This window comes from Psychrobacillus sp. FSL K6-4046 (genome assembly GCF_038624605.1).
Classification (GTDB): domain Bacteria; phylum Bacillota; class Bacilli; order Bacillales_A; family Planococcaceae; genus Psychrobacillus.
In genome coordinates, this window is record NZ_CP152020.1 from 2,447,938 (window position 1) to 2,465,680 (window position 17,743).

At 35.5% G+C, this 17,743-nt stretch carries 21 protein-coding genes; 3 read left to right on the top strand and 18 right to left on the bottom strand.

Going from position 1 to position 17,743, the window contains the following annotated elements; genetic code table 11:
• Positions 1-22: 22 nt before the first annotated feature.
• From MKY09_RS12185 to sstT, 3 genes are all read right to left on the bottom strand, one after another.
• On the bottom strand, positions 23-997 hold the full coding sequence (locus tag MKY09_RS12185; RefSeq protein WP_298473409.1) for a DUF1835 domain-containing protein: 975 nt from the start codon (positions 995-997) through the stop codon (positions 23-25).
• Positions 998-1,213: 216 nt separating this feature from the next.
• Positions 1,214-1,459, bottom strand: a complete 246-nt coding sequence (locus MKY09_RS12190) for a hypothetical protein (protein ID WP_169358687.1) — start codon at positions 1,457-1,459, stop codon at positions 1,214-1,216.
• Between the two features lie 97 nt (positions 1,460-1,556).
• Positions 1,557-2,789, bottom strand: a complete 1,233-nt coding sequence (sstT, locus tag MKY09_RS12195; protein ID WP_298473405.1) for a serine/threonine transporter SstT — start codon at positions 2,787-2,789, stop codon at positions 1,557-1,559.
• A gap of 297 nt (positions 2,790-3,086) precedes the next feature.
• On the opposite strand from sstT, the gene MKY09_RS12200 reads away from it, so the two are divergent.
• Both MKY09_RS12200 and MKY09_RS12205 read left to right on the top strand, forming a co-directional pair.
• On the top strand, positions 3,087-3,908 hold the full coding sequence (locus MKY09_RS12200) for an EcsC family protein (protein ID WP_342566767.1): 822 nt from the start codon (positions 3,087-3,089) through the stop codon (positions 3,906-3,908).
• A gap of 313 nt (positions 3,909-4,221) precedes the next feature.
• Positions 4,222-4,443: a hypothetical protein gene (locus MKY09_RS12205; RefSeq protein WP_169358684.1), complete on the top strand. Its 222-nt coding sequence runs from the start codon at positions 4,222-4,224 to the stop codon at positions 4,441-4,443.
• Between the two features lie 52 nt (positions 4,444-4,495).
• Here the strand turns inward: MKY09_RS12205 and MKY09_RS12210 are convergent, their stop codons facing one another.
• From MKY09_RS12210 to MKY09_RS12250, 9 genes are all read right to left on the bottom strand, one after another.
• Entirely contained in the window at positions 4,496-7,228 is a 2,733-nt protein-coding gene (locus MKY09_RS12210; protein ID WP_342566768.1) for a carbohydrate binding domain-containing protein, read from the bottom strand.
• A gap of 256 nt (positions 7,229-7,484) precedes the next feature.
• Positions 7,485-8,954, bottom strand: coding sequence for a YdiU family protein (locus MKY09_RS12215; RefSeq protein ID WP_342566769.1), 1,470 nt, complete (start codon positions 8,952-8,954; stop codon positions 7,485-7,487).
• A gap of 141 nt (positions 8,955-9,095) precedes the next feature.
• The gene (locus tag MKY09_RS12220) at positions 9,096-9,464 is read right to left on the bottom strand and encodes a hypothetical protein (protein ID WP_342566770.1); all 369 of its coding nucleotides are present in this window, start codon (positions 9,462-9,464) and stop codon (positions 9,096-9,098) included.
• A gap of 18 nt (positions 9,465-9,482) precedes the next feature.
• Positions 9,483-9,659: a hypothetical protein gene (locus MKY09_RS12225; protein ID WP_342566771.1), complete on the bottom strand. Its 177-nt coding sequence runs from the start codon at positions 9,657-9,659 to the stop codon at positions 9,483-9,485.
• A 14-nt stretch (positions 9,660-9,673) separates the two neighbouring features.
• Positions 9,674-10,345 (bottom strand): hypothetical protein, encoded by a 672-nt coding sequence (locus MKY09_RS12230; RefSeq protein ID WP_298473390.1) that lies wholly within the window; start codon positions 10,343-10,345, stop codon positions 9,674-9,676.
• A gap of 14 nt (positions 10,346-10,359) precedes the next feature.
• Complete coding sequence (locus MKY09_RS12235) at positions 10,360-11,151, bottom strand: class I SAM-dependent methyltransferase (RefSeq protein WP_251552856.1); 792 nt, start codon at positions 11,149-11,151, stop codon at positions 10,360-10,362.
• A 48-nt stretch (positions 11,152-11,199) separates the two neighbouring features.
• Positions 11,200-12,042: an alpha/beta hydrolase gene (locus MKY09_RS12240; protein WP_342566772.1), complete on the bottom strand. Its 843-nt coding sequence runs from the start codon at positions 12,040-12,042 to the stop codon at positions 11,200-11,202.
• Between the two features lie 17 nt (positions 12,043-12,059).
• Entirely contained in the window at positions 12,060-12,764 is a 705-nt protein-coding gene (locus MKY09_RS12245) for a class I SAM-dependent methyltransferase (RefSeq protein WP_342566773.1), read from the bottom strand.
• Positions 12,765-12,781: 17 nt separating this feature from the next.
• Positions 12,782-13,114 carry a hypothetical protein gene (locus MKY09_RS12250; protein ID WP_342566774.1) on the bottom strand — a complete coding sequence of 111 codons (333 nt, stop codon included), beginning with the start codon at positions 13,112-13,114 and terminating at the stop codon, positions 12,782-12,784.
• 162 nt (positions 13,115-13,276) lie between these two features.
• Between MKY09_RS12250 and MKY09_RS12255 the strand changes: the two genes are divergently transcribed.
• Positions 13,277-13,492, top strand: a complete 216-nt coding sequence (locus MKY09_RS12255; RefSeq protein ID WP_342566775.1) for an NUDIX domain-containing protein — start codon at positions 13,277-13,279, stop codon at positions 13,490-13,492.
• Between the two features lie 289 nt (positions 13,493-13,781).
• Here MKY09_RS12255 and MKY09_RS12260 read toward each other — a convergent pair whose 3' ends face one another.
• The 6 genes from MKY09_RS12260 to MKY09_RS12285 form a co-directional block, all read right to left on the bottom strand.
• Positions 13,782-13,961, bottom strand: coding sequence for a hypothetical protein (locus tag MKY09_RS12260; protein WP_298473374.1), 180 nt, complete (start codon positions 13,959-13,961; stop codon positions 13,782-13,784).
• 54 nt (positions 13,962-14,015) lie between these two features.
• Positions 14,016-14,597, bottom strand: coding sequence for a hypothetical protein (locus MKY09_RS12265; protein WP_342566776.1), 582 nt, complete (start codon positions 14,595-14,597; stop codon positions 14,016-14,018).
• A 108-nt stretch (positions 14,598-14,705) separates the two neighbouring features.
• The gene (locus MKY09_RS12270) at positions 14,706-15,077 is read right to left on the bottom strand and encodes a hypothetical protein (protein WP_342566777.1); all 372 of its coding nucleotides are present in this window, start codon (positions 15,075-15,077) and stop codon (positions 14,706-14,708) included.
• Positions 15,074-15,862, bottom strand: coding sequence for a hypothetical protein (locus MKY09_RS12275; protein ID WP_298473365.1), 789 nt, complete (start codon positions 15,860-15,862; stop codon positions 15,074-15,076). The genes MKY09_RS12270 and MKY09_RS12275 overlap by 4 nt, the downstream gene beginning before the upstream one ends.
• 53 nt (positions 15,863-15,915) lie before the next feature.
• Entirely contained in the window at positions 15,916-16,371 is a 456-nt protein-coding gene (locus MKY09_RS12280; RefSeq protein WP_298473362.1) for a helix-turn-helix domain-containing protein, read from the bottom strand.
• A gap of 97 nt (positions 16,372-16,468) precedes the next feature.
• A complete protein-coding gene (locus MKY09_RS12285) occupies positions 16,469-17,662 on the bottom strand; it encodes an MFS transporter (RefSeq protein WP_298473359.1) in 1,194 nt (397 codons plus the stop codon).
• Positions 17,663-17,743 lie beyond the last annotated feature (81 nt).

The window sequence follows — 17,743 nt, forward strand, 5'->3', positions numbered from 1 at the left end:
TGGATAGCTTCCGAATGCATCACTATTGGAGCTTTATTTTATAGCTGTGCATAGATTTAGGAATACCTTTTATCTTAAAAGTACCATCGTAAGTTAAGTGTCTTACTCTATATTCTAAGAAGAATGGATCTATTATCTCTTTATTAAGTATTTCAGCTATGACTTCTCCTACGGGAAGAAACTCTTTTTCAGATTGACTGTTATGCAGCATTTCGGCAGTTGCTTGAATGAGGGAATCATAATAATTTTCTGAAACCCCTATTATTTCTCTGCCATTCCATATGCGCAAGACTTCCTTACTATCAACTAACTTGAACCATTCTTCGATATAGGTGGAACGCTCATTTGAGGAAAGTGGTAAAACATCTTTGTTTTGTTCGAATATTTTTTTAATTTGCTCCGAATGTAAATGAGAAGTATAAGATATAGCTATTTTATCCTCAGTTATCAAATAAATAGCATTTTTCTTCTCTCCTAATAAATAAACCATAAAACGGATCCCTATTTGTTCAGCTACATTATTTCCACACCATAGATATATAGGGATTGAATCGGCAATATCATCAATTTGACGTAACATATTGCTAAATTTACTGGCATAATTTCCTTCTTCCTGCTCGTCATTTATATGATCAAATAGCCATTCTTCTCGTATTTTTTGCTCTGCTCTTTCAACTAATTTTCCTAACGGGCCATAAGTTAAGTTATCTGGGATAGCGATGACTGTATGTGGCTTCGGAAGTCCTACCTTAAGAGACCCGGCTGCAGATTCCGAAGAAACTAAATGAATAGGTCCTTTAGATCTTTGATGTAACTGTAGAGACTCTTGGATGAAGGAGTTTATTTTTTCTACAATGTCACTCATTATTTCCTGCTTGATAAACCAAGTTCGTGAACGGAGAGGTCGATAATTTTCATGGTGAAACTCTTCAAATTCAGTTGGTGTATTAATCTCATACATCTTGCAGTCATAGTTCTTAAATTCAGTTGCTGTCAAATAGTTTTGAGTTTCTATTTTATATACAATGACAACATTCGGCTCAATGAAGAAATAGATAAATGGGTAATGCGTTTTTGTTTTTATAACTATATCTATTCCTCTTTTCTATATGGATTTGACTTCTTTTCTTTTTTTCATTAAGCGATATTTTTTCAATATTACATATATTTTACTTCAATACACAAAAATAAAACAGCTGATTATTCAGCTGTTTCATATTCCTTGTACAAATTTCACTTCATCGTATCCGCAATTATTACAAGTGATGAGATGTGGGCAAATTTCTTCCTTGCTTGTATGAGAATAACCGTCTGCCATTTTAATGGTGTCTAGGTCGTTGTAATGAGCATAGGGATCTAGAAAATCACTTTCCTTGCCAGCGTCCTCTAAAGGGTTAGTACACTTTGGACAGTTCTCTTCAAATTCATTGAATGCATTGCACAGTGGACACTCGGACATAAAGATTCTCCTTTTGTCTTTAGTATCCTTCCATTAAATTAAAATATGTATAAAAAGTGCCCCTCTATAAAGGATTATAGAGAGGCACTTGATTTTATTAAGAGTGAATAATAACTTCTTTTCCTTCTTTACGATCCTTTGCATATTCAGCAGTAGCTGTGAACAATACATCTGAGGATGAGTTTAAGGCAGTTTCACATGAATCTTGGATGACTCCAATGATGAATCCTACACCAACCACCTGCATAGCAATTTCGTTCGGTATACCAAACAAGCTACATGCTAATGGGATAAGTAAAAGTGATCCACCAGCAACTCCAGATGCTCCCGCAGCAGACACAGCAGCAAGGACACTAAGGATTAGTGCAGTAGCAATATCTACATTTATGTCTAACGTATTAACGGCAGCAAGGGTTAAGACAGTTATTGTAACTGCTGCTCCAGCCATGTTAATAGTAGCTCCTAAAGGAATGGAAACAGAGTATGTATCCTTGTTCAACTCTAACTTTTTACACAATTCCATATTTACAGGAATATTAGCAGCCGAGCTACGCGTAAAGAAAGCTGTAATTCCACTTTCTCTTAACGTGCGGAATACTAATGGATAAGGATTTTTCCGTACGTATAAGTAAACAATTAAAGGATTAATAACTAAAGCTACAAATAGCATACAGCTTAATAATATAATAATTAATTGGCCGTATTCCGTTAAAGCAGAAAGACCATTCGTTGCGATTGCATCAAAAACCAGCCCTAAAATACCAATAGGAGCAAGCTTGATCACCCATTTCACTAATTGTGAAATGGCATCTGAAATATTAGCTATAGCAGTTTTCGTTGTTTCTGCAGCATTCTTCAGAGTAAGTCCCAAAAGAATAGCCCATGTTAAAATTCCAATATAATTTGCATTTATAATGGCATTTACCGGATTATCAACTACATTAAATAGAAGAGTTTCTAATACCGCTACAATATTACTTGGAGGTGTAACATCCTCTACTCCAGTTGTAAGCGTAAGCGTAACCGGAAATAGGAAGCTTGCAAGAACACCAACAAGTGCTGCAAGAAATGTTCCAATTCCATAAAGTATAATAATTGACTTCATGTTCGTTTGCTGACCACTTCTATGAGAAGAAATTGCATGGATAACTAGGAACAATACAAGTATTGGCGCAACAGCCTTCAAAGCACCAACAAATAAAGCACCAAAAATAGTAACCCAGCTTGCAGCTTCAGGTATTGTTAAAGCTAGAATAACACCTATCAGAATACCCAGTAAAATTTGTTTAACGAGACTTACTTGGTTCCATGTATGTAAGAGTTTTTTCATGTTGTTCCCTCCGATATTAAACATGATAGCATATTTAACGATGTACCTGCTCTTTGATATGTTAAAATTTTATGATTAATTATATATAAATGCTAGTTTAACACGAAAATTATGAATTGGTAAACAATTATTTTGAAATAACATTTTCCAATTGTTACAAGTGCCTGGCACCTGTAACAATAGCACAAGTAACTTAACAATATTGAAACCGATAAAGATTTAAGCGCGTCATGTATGTAAGTTGAACAAGATTAGATTATAGTAGTGATAAGATATTATTATAAGGAGTAGTGATAGATGGAAACGAAAGACTATCTTCATACACATTTAGAAGAGATAGAAGCCTGGGAGAAAGATCAGAAGGGTTTATGGATTTGGGAAAAGCTCGGACGTCTTCCTTTTAAGGTCTTAGATAAGTTAACTCCTGCTTTTATACAAGAAAAAATTGGTTTACTTGTCTCTGAAATAGGCAGCTATATACAAACGGGTGGTAAATACTTATTCAATGAACAAACGATGATTAATAAGATTAAATCATCTACTCCTTACGACCCTATAGAGTCTATAGAGGATATTGGGAACATTCCATTAAAAGATATGATCATACTGAGTGAAAGGTTACAAAAAGGACGTGTGAAGTTTGCTACTCTTCAGGGTGCGACTACGGGGGTTGGTGGCATATTTACACTAGCAATCGATATTCCCGTGATTCTTGGTACTGCACTAAAAACTTTGCAGGAAATTGCGATTATTCATGGGTATGATCCAAACGACAAACAGGAGCGTGTGTTTATCATTAAGTGTCTGCAATTTGCGTCTGCTGATATCGTTGGAAAAGAATCCATTTTAAATGAATTATCGGTTCTTCATGAAAATAAACCGACGTCAGAAAATATGCTGTCCCAGTTAAAAGGCTGGCAGGAAGTATTTTTCACCTATCGTGATCAATTTGGGTGGAAAAAGCTCTTTCAAATGGTACCCATAGCCGGAATTATATTTGGAGCATTTGCAAATAAAGGAATGATCCAAGATATAGCAGAGGCTGGCATCATGCTTTACAGGAAAAGAAGAATTTATGAAAAGCTCAATGAATTAGAAAGTGATCATACAGATATATAATAATCTTCCACGAAAAAGTAAAACATACAGTGTAACTTTTTCGTTTTTTTGTATGCTTAGAGGGTAATCGGACGGTTTTATCTCATAATCGGTCGGTTGACTCCATTAATCGGTCGGTTTCTCTAAATAATCGGTCGGTAAACTTCATTAATCGGTCGGTTTTTCCAAATAATTGATCGGTCTGCTTCATAATTACAATCAATATCTACCATACTTTATCTTGTCACTTTTTCTTGTTCTATATTCCTTTCTATCTCATAAAATATAGAGATTCTATTTCAGAATTAATTTATTTGATAAAGGGGAAAAGCACATGTTCGCAGTACATTTTTATGAAAATAATATAATTGTATTAACTCAAGCGTTAAGAAACATTCCTGCAGTAGACGAAGACTTAAAAATTAAAGGTCGCAAGTGCAAGGTTCTAGACGTCTCCTATAATGATAACAATCATGTGCATGTTCAAATAGAATTTGAGAAAATAGTAGAAAAAAGTAAAGCTGCAGCAGAGCTAGGCAAGAAGAAAAAGAGATAAATTAAAAAAGAGGAGAAAGTGTAAATTCACTTTTTCCTCTTTTTCTAATACCTTACTTGCCTGGTTTTCCGGGCTTCTCTGGCTTTGGTTTTTCAGGTTTACCCGGTTTATCTGGCTTCCCAGGTTTACCAGGCTTCTTTACTTCCTTTTCATAGCTCAGCTTAAAATCATCAAAGTATGCAGCTGTTGTAGTGAAGTAATTGGATGTTCCAGCAAATAGACGAGCATATTTTGCCCCCTCTGGAGCTGTAACGGTCGCTTTTACCGTCTGCCATTCCTTATGACCGTTACGGATATGGATAATATTTTCACCATCTCGATCACTACCTACTTGTATTCCCTTTTCGTCAAAATAACGAATAAAGAAGCTTACGCTACCGTCTTCTAAAAAGAGATTAGTAGAAGCTGTATACTCGATTCCTTCTTTTATAGAAATCGAATCGGTTTGTGCGAAAACAGTTTGCTTTTGATCGGTATCGTTAATTTTTAAGCTTTTCTTACCAGATTTTTTACGTAAATCGCTTATTTCAAAGGATGCATTGGATGGAAATGCTCCAAATAAGGATGACCAACCCGGTATGCTTTCTTTCTTGACCTTGTCTTCGAATCCTGCATTTTTAATCGGAACATTGACAGTCTCATAAATCGGTTCCTCAGGATTTACAACTTCTCCACCATCCACTACAGGAATCATAAATAGATGAGTTGCATCGCCATCTATATAATAGATATTTTCATTTCCTTCTTTGTCATTCGCTAGAACCATAAAATCAATTTCAGGTCCTGAATTGATTAATGAAACATGGTCTAGGTTTTCAGAGGAAGGGTCTATTACCGTAAGCTTTCCACCTACATCTGTGTATAGCAGACCATCTTTTCCAATTTCAATATGGACCGGTCTCCACATACCCCTATTTTTTATCTCTGGATATATATTTTTATACTTTATCACTTCATGAGTCGCAGGATCCATTGCAAAAATAATGCCGTCTACTGCGCCCCATAATGTTCCGTTATCATCAAACGTTAATCCGCTAATTATTGGAGGAGCATCTAGTTCTGGAATATCTAATTCAAATTCCTTCAATTTTTGCTCGCTTGCCATATCCCATATAAACATTTTTGCCTTTGACGTGCTCGGAGGAATATCAAGCCCCCCTCTTACTGTAGTGGAGCCGTAAATTAAACCGTCCTTATAGGCTAATCCAACAATACTTTGATCCTGAACCACATTACGATAAGTTTTTCTATCTCCCGTAACAGAATCATAAATCGTAAGTGCCCCGCCAAGCTTTTGATAATCCGGTATAGTACCGATTAATAATTTGTTTTCTACAAATTTCATAATGTACGGCCGATCCTGCTGCTCCGGCTTAAGATCAAAAAGTGTTTCTAACGCCATTGTTTCTGTATTCATCCTTTGAATAGCAGCACCTCCGTAAATCCCAAAAAATAAATCATTCCCATTTCCCGCTACAATTCCCTCTGCCTGTCCCTGGGAATACGTTACAAATTGCCCTGTTTGGATATTATATTTCGAACCCTTTGGTCCCCCAGGATAAGTAGTCATATAAAGATTACCATCTGGACCCTCCCCAAGGTTATGAAGTTTAAGTGGAAGTGCTTGCATAGCCGTTGGCAGGGTAACAGTTTTATTTGTCTCTAGATTTGCAGCAAATATTTGGCCTGTCCTATTCATTGTTACTAGAGAGAGACCTGGAAGATCTTCTCTTCCCATATCTACAAATGCCCCTCCTCGTAAGCCAGCTCCATATCTAATCCCTGTTTCACGCGTCTCCAATGTATTGATATCAACTTCTACAATGTGACGATTGTGAATTACATACGCCTTATCTCCATTGACCGGTAACTGGATAAAACCAAAGCTTCCAAAATCATCTGCTGATCCATCATGCAGTTTTCCAAGCTTTTTATCTGACACCCATTCTTGGTTAATCAAATCATAAAAAAGTATAGCCGATTCGCCTCCGTCATCAAAACGAGCAAATAGATAGTTACCGACGACCGCCATATCATAAACGAATTTAATCTGGCTGACAGGCTTCCCTAAAATGTCAGGTACATTTTTTGTTATTTCTTCTTTTTCCATCGTTTCTACATTAATACGATAAACCTTTCCTTCCACTCCTAAACCAGCATATAAGTATCCATCATGATATTCGAGAGAACGAATATAACTAGCATTGTCAGCATCAATCTTTCCAAAGTCAACGAAAGACTTAGTGGCACCATCATACTTATAAATACGCCCATTGCCTTCCGCATACGTACCAATATATGCGTTTCCATTATCATCCGTAGTACTACTCCATGCTTGGTGTCCAGCATTAGGTGTTCCTAGCTTTTCGACAATCTTTGTTGTTGGAGAATAGCTCCAAAGCTCTCCTACATTTCCTTCTCCGAGTGCAGCAATATACACTGTCCCATTAGAAGCAATAGTATGACTCCACACTTGAGATACCTTTGCTAACTGCTGAGAAAATATTAGCTTATTATCCTTTACATCTACTACATTAAATACACCACCATTTGCTGTGGCATAAACTACATCTCTACCATTTTCTTTTCCAAAAGCAGCGTTTAATAGAACAACTTCTGAGGCACCTATTCCGAGATTTACAGGGGACTTAAATCCCCTATCCTTAAGCTTTGCTATTACATCTTCTTCTACAGAATTAGCAAAACTAGTCATAGGCAAAACAGCAAAGACTAACATGATGCTTAGAAAAAGAGAAACAGCACGAATAAATTGTTTTCTCCCCATTAAACAACCTCCTTTATCAGTATAATTACAATTTTCAGTATATTATCCCTTTATAATTATAGATATGTCTTAAAAGAGTCTTAATTATAGTTGATATATAATACCTACCTTAATCTATTAGGTCTAATGATTTAGATGCTCTTTACTTAAAACAAAAAAACCTTCCAAACATATTTTGTTTGGAAGGTTCTTGTTGATACTTATTGATTAAGAAAGTTAATTTCATTAAATAAAAGTCAAAACCAGAATCTATATTTCACGTTCCACAGAAAGTTTGATATCCACAGCTTGAGTCTGGTGGAAGCTTCGAGTACTCTTGGTTATCGGCTGAATAATCGTAAGGGTTTTGAAGCACTGCCACTAAACTTTCCATCACTTGATAGTCTCCTCTATCAACTGCTGCCTCTAGCGCCTCTTCCACACGGTGATTTCTCGGAATGACAGAAGGATTATGTTGCTTCATCATTTGTGTTGCTTCTTGTTTTGATTCTTGTTGTTTTTCTAATCTATCTAACCACTTTGTATGCCATTTATTAAAATCAGCTGATTTAAAAAGTTCATTTTCATCTAGCTCTTCCATAGTTAGAGCTCGGAAGGTGTTTGTATAGTCTGCTTTATACTTCTGCATTAGTTCTAGAAGCTCTTGAACGAGGGCTAGATTTCCTTCTTCTTCATGGAATAACCCTAGTTTAGCTCTCATGCCTTTTAGGTAATTTGTTTGGAAATGCTCTGGATAGGCAGATAACACTTCCTGTGCAAGTTTTATTGCTTCCTCTTGATCTTCATGAATAAGGGCCAATAAACTTTCTGCAAGTCTAGCCAGATTCCAGCCACCAATACCAGGTTGGTTGCCGTATGCGTAACGTCCTTGCGTATCAATTGAGCTAAATACAGTGTTCATATCATAGGTATCCATAAACGCACATGGGCCATAGTCAATAGACTCTCCGCTGATGCTCATATTATCTGTATTCATCACTCCATGAATAAACCCTACTAGCTGCCATTGAGAAATAAGTGATGCTTGACGCTTCGTTACCTCCTCGAGGAAAAGTAAATATTTGTTCTCTTTATCCTCCAACGCAGGATAATGTCTGTTTATCGTGTAGTCAGCTAGTGCCTGTAAGTCCTCATATGTCCCGTAGGTTGCAGCAAACTGGAACGTACCAACTCGAATATGACTGTTAGCGATTCTCGTCATTACAGCCCCTTGTTGAAGTGTTTCTCGGATTATTGATTCGCCAGTAGTTACAACTGAAAGACTACGTGTCGTCGGTATTCCTAATCCATGCATCGCTTCACTAATAATATATTCTCGAAGCATAGGACCAAGTCCAGCTCTTCCATCTCCTCCGCGAGAATAAGGAGTTTTACCAGAGCCTTTTAGTTGTATATCAAAACGCTTCCCATCAGGGGTTAATTGTTCTCCATACAATAATGCCCGACCATCTCCTAGCATAGTAAAGTGTCCAAATTGATGACCAGCATAGGCTTGTGCAAGAGGCTTACTTCCTTCTGGAGCACTATTTCCAGCTAGTATTTGTAGACCTTGTTCACTTTTAAGATAGTCTTTATTCAATCCTAGCTCAGTGGCTAGTGATTCATTTAAAACGGTAAGCTTAGGGGAGCTAACAGGATTAGGATCTATTATTGTAAAAAACATTGGCGGAAGACTAGTATAACTATTGTCTAGATTCCATCCAGCTTGGTTTTGAGTTTCTGACATCGAACCTTCCTTTCTTATCAATTACTTTTTTTCTTATGTATTTATTATACCCTTCTAAAATGTGTGATACGCTAATTTAGAATTTCTATACAAAAAAAAGAGCAGCAGTCGCTGTTCTTTTTCTAGGTTTATACCTATTTTTTAAATCGGCTTCTCACTCCAGTTAACATGATTTACACCATAAATATTAATTTTTCCAAGGCTTAAAACATGAGGAATATAGGCAAACATCCCGAAGTTTTTACCTTTCTTACTTTCTTCAGCAAAGTAGATTAATGTATTTTCGGGGATTGCATTTAACATTGGAAAAGAGTCCATTTGAATAATTTCCACTTCCTCTTCAGGTATATCTGAAGATGGTCCCTTGTAATTGTCTTTGCGATAATAATAGATTGCATTTAAGTTATCATGTAGTCTTTCAATTGGGATTTCATAAAATAATAGGTCCTTTTTTATGCTTACCCCTAACTCGGACAATGCTTCAAAAATGTAGTTTGGATGAAGTGGCAATAAAAATATAACATCATTTCACAAACAATCTAGTTTAGGTATTTTCCTCTGCAAAAGACTTTCCCTTTCTGGACTGTTACGATATTTCTCGCTATATTGCTTATAAAGCTCGTTGTCTAAGCCTTTTATATAATTTAGCGGTAATAGTTCATCGCCAATCATTTTCTTTGGTACCATATGATATAAAAACTCCATTGAATCCCCACATTCTATTGCAGTATTTTAATTATTTTTTTCATCGCATTCTCATTGCACTTGTTCTCAAAATGAGCAATTAAATAGTCTTTAGATTCCTGTCTACTAGGGCCAAGCTTCTGGATCCCATTTCTGATAGTCCATGCATCATAGGTTTCAAAGGCTGTGGAGTTCCAACCATTTTTCTCTCCATGTTCATCTGTCTTCTCTTGAATTCCAGCAATTACGATATCCATATAACCCTGAAGTTCTAACAATGCATTTTCAAAAACTTTCTTTTGCTCCTTTTGTATCAGACCCGACTTTTTCCGTAAAACTCTAGTATCTATTCCCTGTTCTTCTTGAATTAATTGAAAAACTACTAAAGCCTCTCTTGATAGTTTGCCATCTGCAAAACGTTGTTCGACTGAATCTTCTTCACCTAAAACCCTTTTAAAGTATGGGAGTAGCTCCCTTGAAATGAGCACCGACTTTTTCTTAATAAACTTGCCGTATCCTGCCGTTCCATCCATCGAAAATTGTGTCCTCCACATCCATGGATCAAATTCTGTATCTGAATGCCAGACTTCTTTAGCAGTTATACTTCCTAATGAAGGATAATCAGGGATAAGAGGCGCAAGGGGCAATAGCCCAAATTCTTCAATTATATGTATAGCTTCCTTGTAGGTTTTAATTTGTTTATGCATAGTGATAACACTCCTTATTTAAGCGCTAATTGGACTGAAAGTTGGATTTTTTCCTCGAAACGTCCAGTAGGTTCAATTTTTAGTAATTCCTCTCTTAAATGCCTTTCAAACACATGAGAATTGTAACCTAAAAAATGTTTAGCACCATAGGAGGATGAATATATATTGCCGATTATAGAATCTATGTTCCAGCTATGTTGATATGGTGGAAGCTCAATGGTTTCCAAGTCAAAGTTAGAACGATTAATAAGCTGTTCATAAGTCTCACTCGGCGGTTGATAAAGCGTATTTCCTGCTTTTCGTTCTCCACCATACCAATACTTCATAACTTCATCCACTTTGAGTTCCCACAAACTAGGCGTGACTTTGGTGAAAGCAGGGTCAATAATCGCGATACCGCCTCCTGGTGAAACCATACTAAACAACAGTTCAAGTGTTTTTTCACGTTCCATCCAATGAAAAGCTTTGGCAATTGTTACTAGCTTAAATGATTCCTCATGATTAGTTTTATAATTATCCAAATCGCCTAGAAACCACTCGAAATTACTAAATCTAGACTCCTGCTGTAAATGGGTAGCCTGCTGAATCATTTCTGCTTCCTGGTCTATTCCCACTATTCTTTCAAACCAATCGACAAATCTTAACGCAAGTCTTCCATCACCACACCCTAAATCTAACATTTGTCCCGTTCCGTCTAAAGCGAACCTTTGGATTAAAAATCGAATCAGAGTAGCTGGGTATAGAGGTCTGTACCGGGAATAATACAAAGCTGTTCCTGTGAACAATTCATTGCCATACTTATTCATATATTTATATAGCCTCTCTTTCTAGAGAACATAACTTGCTTACTGTAGTCATTCTACGAGAAACCTATTTATAACTTGTGTAAATAACTCTTTTTCTTCTATGAATGGATAGTGATTACTTTGTTCGAATATATCGAGCGTGGAATATTCTAGTATTTCATGCATTTCTAAAGAAAACTCTACTGGACACTGAACGTCATGTCTCCCACACAAAATATGAACGGAAGTTTTGACCTTATCAAGTTGACGTGTCACGTCGTAAATCAGAGCCTCCCTCCCAAAAAAGTTTAGTCTGCTAGCACATATTTTTTTATGTATGTTACTCGAAAAAAATGATTCATAATTATCAGGTCTATATAAAGAAAATTGAGTTCTTTCTTTTGAGAGTTGATAGCGTTCTTTTATTGTAAGAAGTGGATTTTTTAAAAGTTGCATTAATTCTTGCATTCTTTCATAATTCGGGTGTTCTTCATTATAAATACACTTAGTTGAGGAAGAACTAAACTCTCTTGCCGAAGATCCCACAATAATAAGAGATTTAAGAGATTCAGAAAAATGGATACCATAAAGTAAACCAATCATTCCACCTGTCGAATGTCCAGCAAAAATCCACTTCTCGTAACCATAGGCCTGCCGTATGGACTCTAAATCAAGTACTGCGTCAATCATACTTAATTCGTGTGGAGAACTAGGCTTGTCTGTGTTACCTGCATCTCTCAGGTTTACAAGAAACACTTTGTTTGTACTTGTAAAAGTATTAGCAAAATAATCACCACTATCATCGAATTCAGAGTAATGGTGTGTAACGCAAACCGGCTCTCCCTTTCCTTTTGTAAACACCTCAAAACTTCCTCGAGAAGTTTCTATCATTTGATGTACCCATTTAGACATAAAACTGCTCCCACCAATCATGTTTTTTGAAAAACTGCTGTCATAAAACCAGCTAAGCCAAGCATTTCTGCTGGTGGTTTTATTTCCCTCATTTGTCGTATCTCTATCTCCTTAAATCCCTTAAAGACAGCTCGTAATTTAGTTTCATCATACCCAAGTCCACCTTTTAAGCTTAGTGAACGATAAACCTCTTCGTCCGAAATTGTCGCTCCACCATATTCGCCATTTGGAGAAAAACAAGTGATAGCAAAATAGCCTCCAGATTTAAGTGCTCTCTGTATTAGTTGGATATAACTCATTCGCCGATGAGGAGCGATATGGTGAAAACAACCTGAATCATAGACAATGTCATAGCTATCTTCCTGAATATTCAGCTCAAAAATATTTTGACAGATGAAGTTAACATCAATATTTTCTTTTTTTGCTCTCTCGGTTGCCCATTGTATAGTCTCTTTTGAAATATCAACCGCATCAACTGCAAATCCTTTATTTGCTAAATAAATGGCATTTCTGCCAGGTCCACATCCTAGCTCTAACACATTACCTTGTTTAAATATATTTCGTTCCACATATTCTACTAAATTTTCATCAGGCTTTACCGTAAAAAAAGGAACCTCTCTTTTCCGATCACGATAAAAATCGTCCCAAAAAAATTTTGGTTCCCTTAAAAGACTGTCTAACACTATTAATAAATCCTCTTGTTCTGTTATCAATCGTTCCATAGCCTAGACCTCTTTCATTAATCAATAAAATAAGGATAATAAGTCAATGCAGTTATGCAAAAGCTTACTACAATAAATAGCAGTAATCCTAATACAATAGGAGATCCTTTGAATTTAAATTGAAAAGGTGTAACCCCGCCACCATCCTGTCCATTCCAGCCTTTCAAATGAGCGTTCTCTTCATTGCTATTTCTATTAGAATTAAGTTGAAGAAACCAGATGAGGCCAAATACCGCTAAACTACCAAGAAAAATGACATCTACGAATTTCCAATCTAATATAATAGAAACTCCCCATAATATAGCTGTTTCTACTAGGACAGTAGCTAAAATGATATATAAGTTTTTCAACTCATAATTCCCCCATTCAAATATTTATTGTAATTATCTGTTAATACTATTATAATCTAAAATTTGTAAATTAAGTAAACATTTTTTCGCTTTTCTTTTTTTATTCAAAGTAGATTTTTACAAATTTATATCGAAATAGTTTAAGGTGTAAGGAGGAATTTGATGCTAAATGATAGGGATTCACTACCAAAGGACAGAAGAATTGCTGGTGTTCATTGTAAACCCATAACCGAACAAGGCATGATTATGCTTTCGTGGGACAAGGCAGAACAGCAAATCACAACTATTGGAGGGCGTTTAGAAAATGGTGAAAGTTTGAAGGAGGCTTTAGAGCGGGAAGTGATGGAAGAAGTCGGAATCTACTACCGATACATATAAAGTTTGGTACCTATCAAAAATAAAAATACTTGGAAACTATGACTTTAACAATGAGAAAACGGGTTATATTATAAGTAATTTTAGTACATTTGAAATGATGATCAAACAGCTAGAGAGCAAGCAAGCATTTAGACTTCAAATTCTACAACTAGCAAAGAAAAAAGCTTTAGAAATTAAATGGCTTACCAAATAAATTGCTAATCCCCTCTAGTTCTTTTATTTATGTGATAGTGATTAATTTATTCCAATAACCGATTCCTAGTTAAATACTTTCCATATATTATTCTACTTATTTACTCTTCTTTAAAATAAACATTTCTCTAATAAAGGCACCGATTGCCACAGAAATGAAAATGGTAGATATTAAATTCATCACCCTAATAAATGTATGGGTCGTGTAAATAACTTGAACGCTTTGAACAATGACAATTAATCCGAATAAAAAGATGGCTATTATTACTTTCTTCAATTAGCTAACAACCTTTCTTACGTTAGAGTAGTTGTTTTCATCTAGCATTTTTTTCTAGTTAGTATTATTAACCCTAAATTCTACTTGCAATTTAATGTTATAGTGTTTCTTTTGTTCAGTTTTCCCGTTAGCTTTCACATAAAAATCAGCAGAGCCGTTTACGATATAACGTCCTTCTGGAAATTCCTGATTCATAATTTGACTTATAAAATCTACATATTCTTTTTTATCCTCTGAAGTGTAGCCGCCACTTCCCCAATATTCTGCACGGAGTGGTTCCCCTTTTCTTAGTTTAGTGCTTAATAATGGTGTATCCATACCGTATCCGATTTCAAAGTTTCTGGTAGTTTCAACCATTGGGAAAGAAAACGGGGAAGCTGAATGAAAAATTTCAATTTCATCTTTTTCTCCTGTATATTCTAATTCAGCATAAATTTTTATAGGTCCATTCTTACCGTACTCTGCTTTTTCTGTCACAAGTCGATATACAAAATCTTCTTCTATAGCTTGGGCTTTTGTATCTAGTGGTTTCGTATCAGACGGTTCGGTATCAACCTTCCTATCAACCTTTTGTTGACAGCTCACTAAACATAAGGACAGAACTATTAAAGACACAAGGAAACCTATTTTATACATTATAATCCCTCTTTATTTTTATGAATTAGACGAGGAAAAAATATATTCGTTTCAAAGATCTAACGGCGGAATTGGTCATATCCCATTCTGAACACTAACTCCGATTTATTATTTGAACGGTAATAGTTGCTCCGAATCTTCGTATTTAGAAGCCATAGTCCCTACTAATCCCACTACGTCACATTTATCATCTTTACAACCAAAGATATATGCCTGCTCACTGGTATATACAATTACGTCATAGTGATAAGGAAATACCCCTCCCTTGTTTCTATCAACAATTTGATTGACTGCAAGAACTCCCTCTGATTCATCTATTGTTTTAAATTTCTGACTGCTTATTACTAATTGTACCATTTCTCCTAAAATGACCCGATCCTTTTCGTTAGGTGTATACATCCCTTTCCAGAAAATATTGCCAAACAGCAATACATTTACACATAAACTTATAACTAAAATTATAACTAACCAATTTTTCATCTTTTCCTATCCCTCCTACCAGTTGATCTAATAACAAACCATTGTGGGATGCAATTTAAAAGGAAGATAATAAAAAATATAGTTGTTTGCCTAAATGGTTTAAAAAAATATCCCCAATCCTCTTTTATATCCATCATGTGTATAAAATATAAAGAACTAATAGCAGATAATAAATTCCCTACAACTAGAACAGGTACAAATAGAAATGCTTTGCAAATATACGCTAGAGCTATACAAATGATAATCATTGATAGGTATCCGAGCAATGACCCTTTTGTATAATCCAAATACATGCCGTAGTAGCCAAAAGGCAAACAATAAAACAAAAGAACCAAAATAAGTAAACTCGTATTCCGCACCTTCCACTTATACTTTAAAAGGCTGCCAGCTAAAATGGTTAGGTATAGGAGAGAAACAATCAAAGAAAAATTTCCGTAGCTCAAATTCAATAATTTGTTTAGTCCAAAAAGTGGAATGACGAAAATAACATACAAAGGATATTGTATATTAGCTAATACATCTAAGACAACATAATCGAAAAGATGATTTTCCGTAAGATTTACAACAAATATAACTAAGGTTGCTACAAATCCAATGCCATATAAAGCAGTGCCATCCTTTACACTCGAGTAATATAGGATGCCTATTAAGAACAGTACAGAAATAGCTAAGTTGAAAATACTTATCCGATGGTCTGGAAATTTAATCGCAGGCATGAAATTAATAAGCAATGCGCTGATGAAAATAACTATAATTATAATTTGATATTTGTTTATATTCTTCATACTAAAACTCCCCTTTAGTGTAATTTTACACTAAAGGGGAGTTTTAGACAACATTAAATTTTCTGACTAATAATATTCCACTTATCTCTTGCTACCGCTTCATCAAACGTGCTAAGAATTCGATAATTTTCTTCATCTACTATTCGAAAATGCTTGCTAAGTACATTTTGCTGTAAGCGAAAACCATTTTTTTCTTCAACATTTTTCCACCATATATAGCCACCTAATGTTTTATCCTTTGGACGTATAATCACATCGTGGGCAGTGAGCTCTATTACCTCCATAGGATCTCCACCAATATGATTTTGCAAGGTTGGGCTATCACGGAATAAGGCACATATAGCGATAGTGGTCGTCCAATTTGCTAGTGTCCTTCCCTTTTCTATTTGTACTAATGTTTTTTTGGAGATTCCTAGTAGCTCCGCCATTTTATCTTGTGTATAGTCGTTCTCTACTCTGACTAGCTTGAGGCTTTCAGAAGTAATATGTATTAAAAAATCACGATCCATGCAAATCACCTCGCGTTGTTTACACTCATTATAACTGATACAGTTCCAACAACATACAGAAAGCTCAGTAATATAACTGAGCTCCTGCATGACAACTTTAATTAAACAACCTTCTATTCTTTAAAACTACCAAGCTCACCAAAAGTAGTAGTACACCTGAAAGAATAAATACTATTCTTACGCCGACTAAATCTACTGCAATACCTATGGCTAAGGAAGATATACCAAACAGCCCAGTACCTACTGTACCTAAAGATGTATAAACGGTTAATAACTTTTCTTTCGGGACGCTTCGCTGAATAATTGTTTGTTGCGGTATATTTTTCAATTGGCTAGTTAGTCCAATACCTACAGATATTATAATCGCTAGTAATGGAAAACTTATAGAACCGAATAGGATGGTAAGAATACCGCTAATGAATGCGCCATAGCCGATAAAATATTGCTTATAGGTATCTGTCACAGTGGAATATTTCATACAAATAATGCTTCCTACTAATAATCCTATAAAAAATGCTCCATTAATAAAGCCCCACCATTGTTCTCCTTCATGGAGGGCAGTCTCCACATAAATATATAGAATGGCTGCTATCCAAACAGCACCTGCTATCGTCTCTAGAATATCCATTAGCATAATTTTTTTAAGAACCGGAGTTTTCTTTATACTAATCCAGCCTTCGCAGAACTGGTTCCAGAGGGTATCTTTCTCATTTTCCTCATGACTTACATCTTCTAAAAGCAACGTAAGTATAGTGGAAACTAAAAAGAAGCCACATACTATAAGTATTAACCAATTGGGGCTTAGCAATAAAAGTAACAATCCGCCGAACAACCAAGCACCAATTTGCAATAACTGAGTGACAGTTTCTACGATACTATTAGCCTTTATCAGCTGAGCATCTTCCACATAATGAGGTAGGAAAGCTCGCATAATCGGATTGGCACAGCCATCTAACAAAGCAATTCCACCTATTACAAAGAAAATGTACCAATAATTAGTTGAATGCATAAAAAACAATAGAAAAACTACTAACAATGCTAATAGCAAAGTTTTTCCTGCCTGCGACCACACCAGTAAGAACTTTAGCCTATATTTCCCAAGAAATAAAGGAGTCACTAAACTAGAAATAAACATTGCAGTAGTAATAGTAAATGGCACTATGGAAGAAATGGCGGCTGAACCCGTTAAGTCATATAAAACACTAATAACACCTACTAGATAAAAAACATCTCCAAGGTTTGCAATCGATTGACTAGTTAGTAATACTATAAAATTTTTATTTTGTTTCATAATTATCCCCCATATTAATTTCGTTCATTTAATACGGAGTTAAATCAAATTGGACTATACATTATTTTTATCCTCTCTTCT

Excerpts from the sequence above, each read along its gene's own strand:
- MKY09_RS12190 (WP_169358687.1), bottom strand. The coding sequence starts at position 1,459 with ATGTCCGAGTGTCCACTGTGCAATGCATTCAATGAATTTGAAGAGAAC.
- sstT (WP_298473405.1), bottom strand. The coding sequence starts at position 2,789 with ATGAAAAAACTCTTACATACATGGAACCAAGTAAGTCTCGTTAAACAA.
- MKY09_RS12200 (WP_342566767.1), top strand. The coding sequence starts at position 3,087 with ATGGAAACGAAAGACTATCTTCATACACATTTAGAAGAGATAGAAGCC.
- MKY09_RS12205 (WP_169358684.1), top strand. The coding sequence starts at position 4,222 with ATGTTCGCAGTACATTTTTATGAAAATAATATAATTGTATTAACTCAA.
- MKY09_RS12210 (WP_342566768.1), bottom strand. The coding sequence starts at position 7,228 with ATGGGGAGAAAACAATTTATTCGTGCTGTTTCTCTTTTTCTAAGCATC.
- MKY09_RS12215 (WP_342566769.1), bottom strand. The coding sequence starts at position 8,954 with ATGTCAGAAACTCAAAACCAAGCTGGATGGAATCTAGACAATAGTTAT.
- MKY09_RS12225 (WP_342566771.1), bottom strand. The coding sequence starts at position 9,659 with ATGGAGTTTTTATATCATATGGTACCAAAGAAAATGATTGGCGATGAA.
- MKY09_RS12230 (WP_298473390.1), bottom strand. The coding sequence starts at position 10,345 with ATGCATAAACAAATTAAAACCTACAAGGAAGCTATACATATAATTGAA.
- MKY09_RS12235 (WP_251552856.1), bottom strand. The coding sequence starts at position 11,151 with ATGAATAAGTATGGCAATGAATTGTTCACAGGAACAGCTTTGTATTAT.
- MKY09_RS12240 (WP_342566772.1), bottom strand. The coding sequence starts at position 12,042 with ATGTCTAAATGGGTACATCAAATGATAGAAACTTCTCGAGGAAGTTTT.
- MKY09_RS12245 (WP_342566773.1), bottom strand. The coding sequence starts at position 12,764 with ATGGAACGATTGATAACAGAACAAGAGGATTTATTAATAGTGTTAGAC.
- MKY09_RS12255 (WP_342566775.1), top strand. The coding sequence starts at position 13,277 with ATGCTAAATGATAGGGATTCACTACCAAAGGACAGAAGAATTGCTGGT.
- MKY09_RS12265 (WP_342566776.1), bottom strand. The coding sequence starts at position 14,597 with ATGTATAAAATAGGTTTCCTTGTGTCTTTAATAGTTCTGTCCTTATGT.
- MKY09_RS12270 (WP_342566777.1), bottom strand. The coding sequence starts at position 15,077 with ATGAAAAATTGGTTAGTTATAATTTTAGTTATAAGTTTATGTGTAAAT.
- MKY09_RS12275 (WP_298473365.1), bottom strand. The coding sequence starts at position 15,862 with ATGAAGAATATAAACAAATATCAAATTATAATTATAGTTATTTTCATC.
- MKY09_RS12280 (WP_298473362.1), bottom strand. The coding sequence starts at position 16,371 with ATGGATCGTGATTTTTTAATACATATTACTTCTGAAAGCCTCAAGCTA.
- MKY09_RS12285 (WP_298473359.1), bottom strand. The coding sequence starts at position 17,662 with ATGAAACAAAATAAAAATTTTATAGTATTACTAACTAGTCAATCGATT.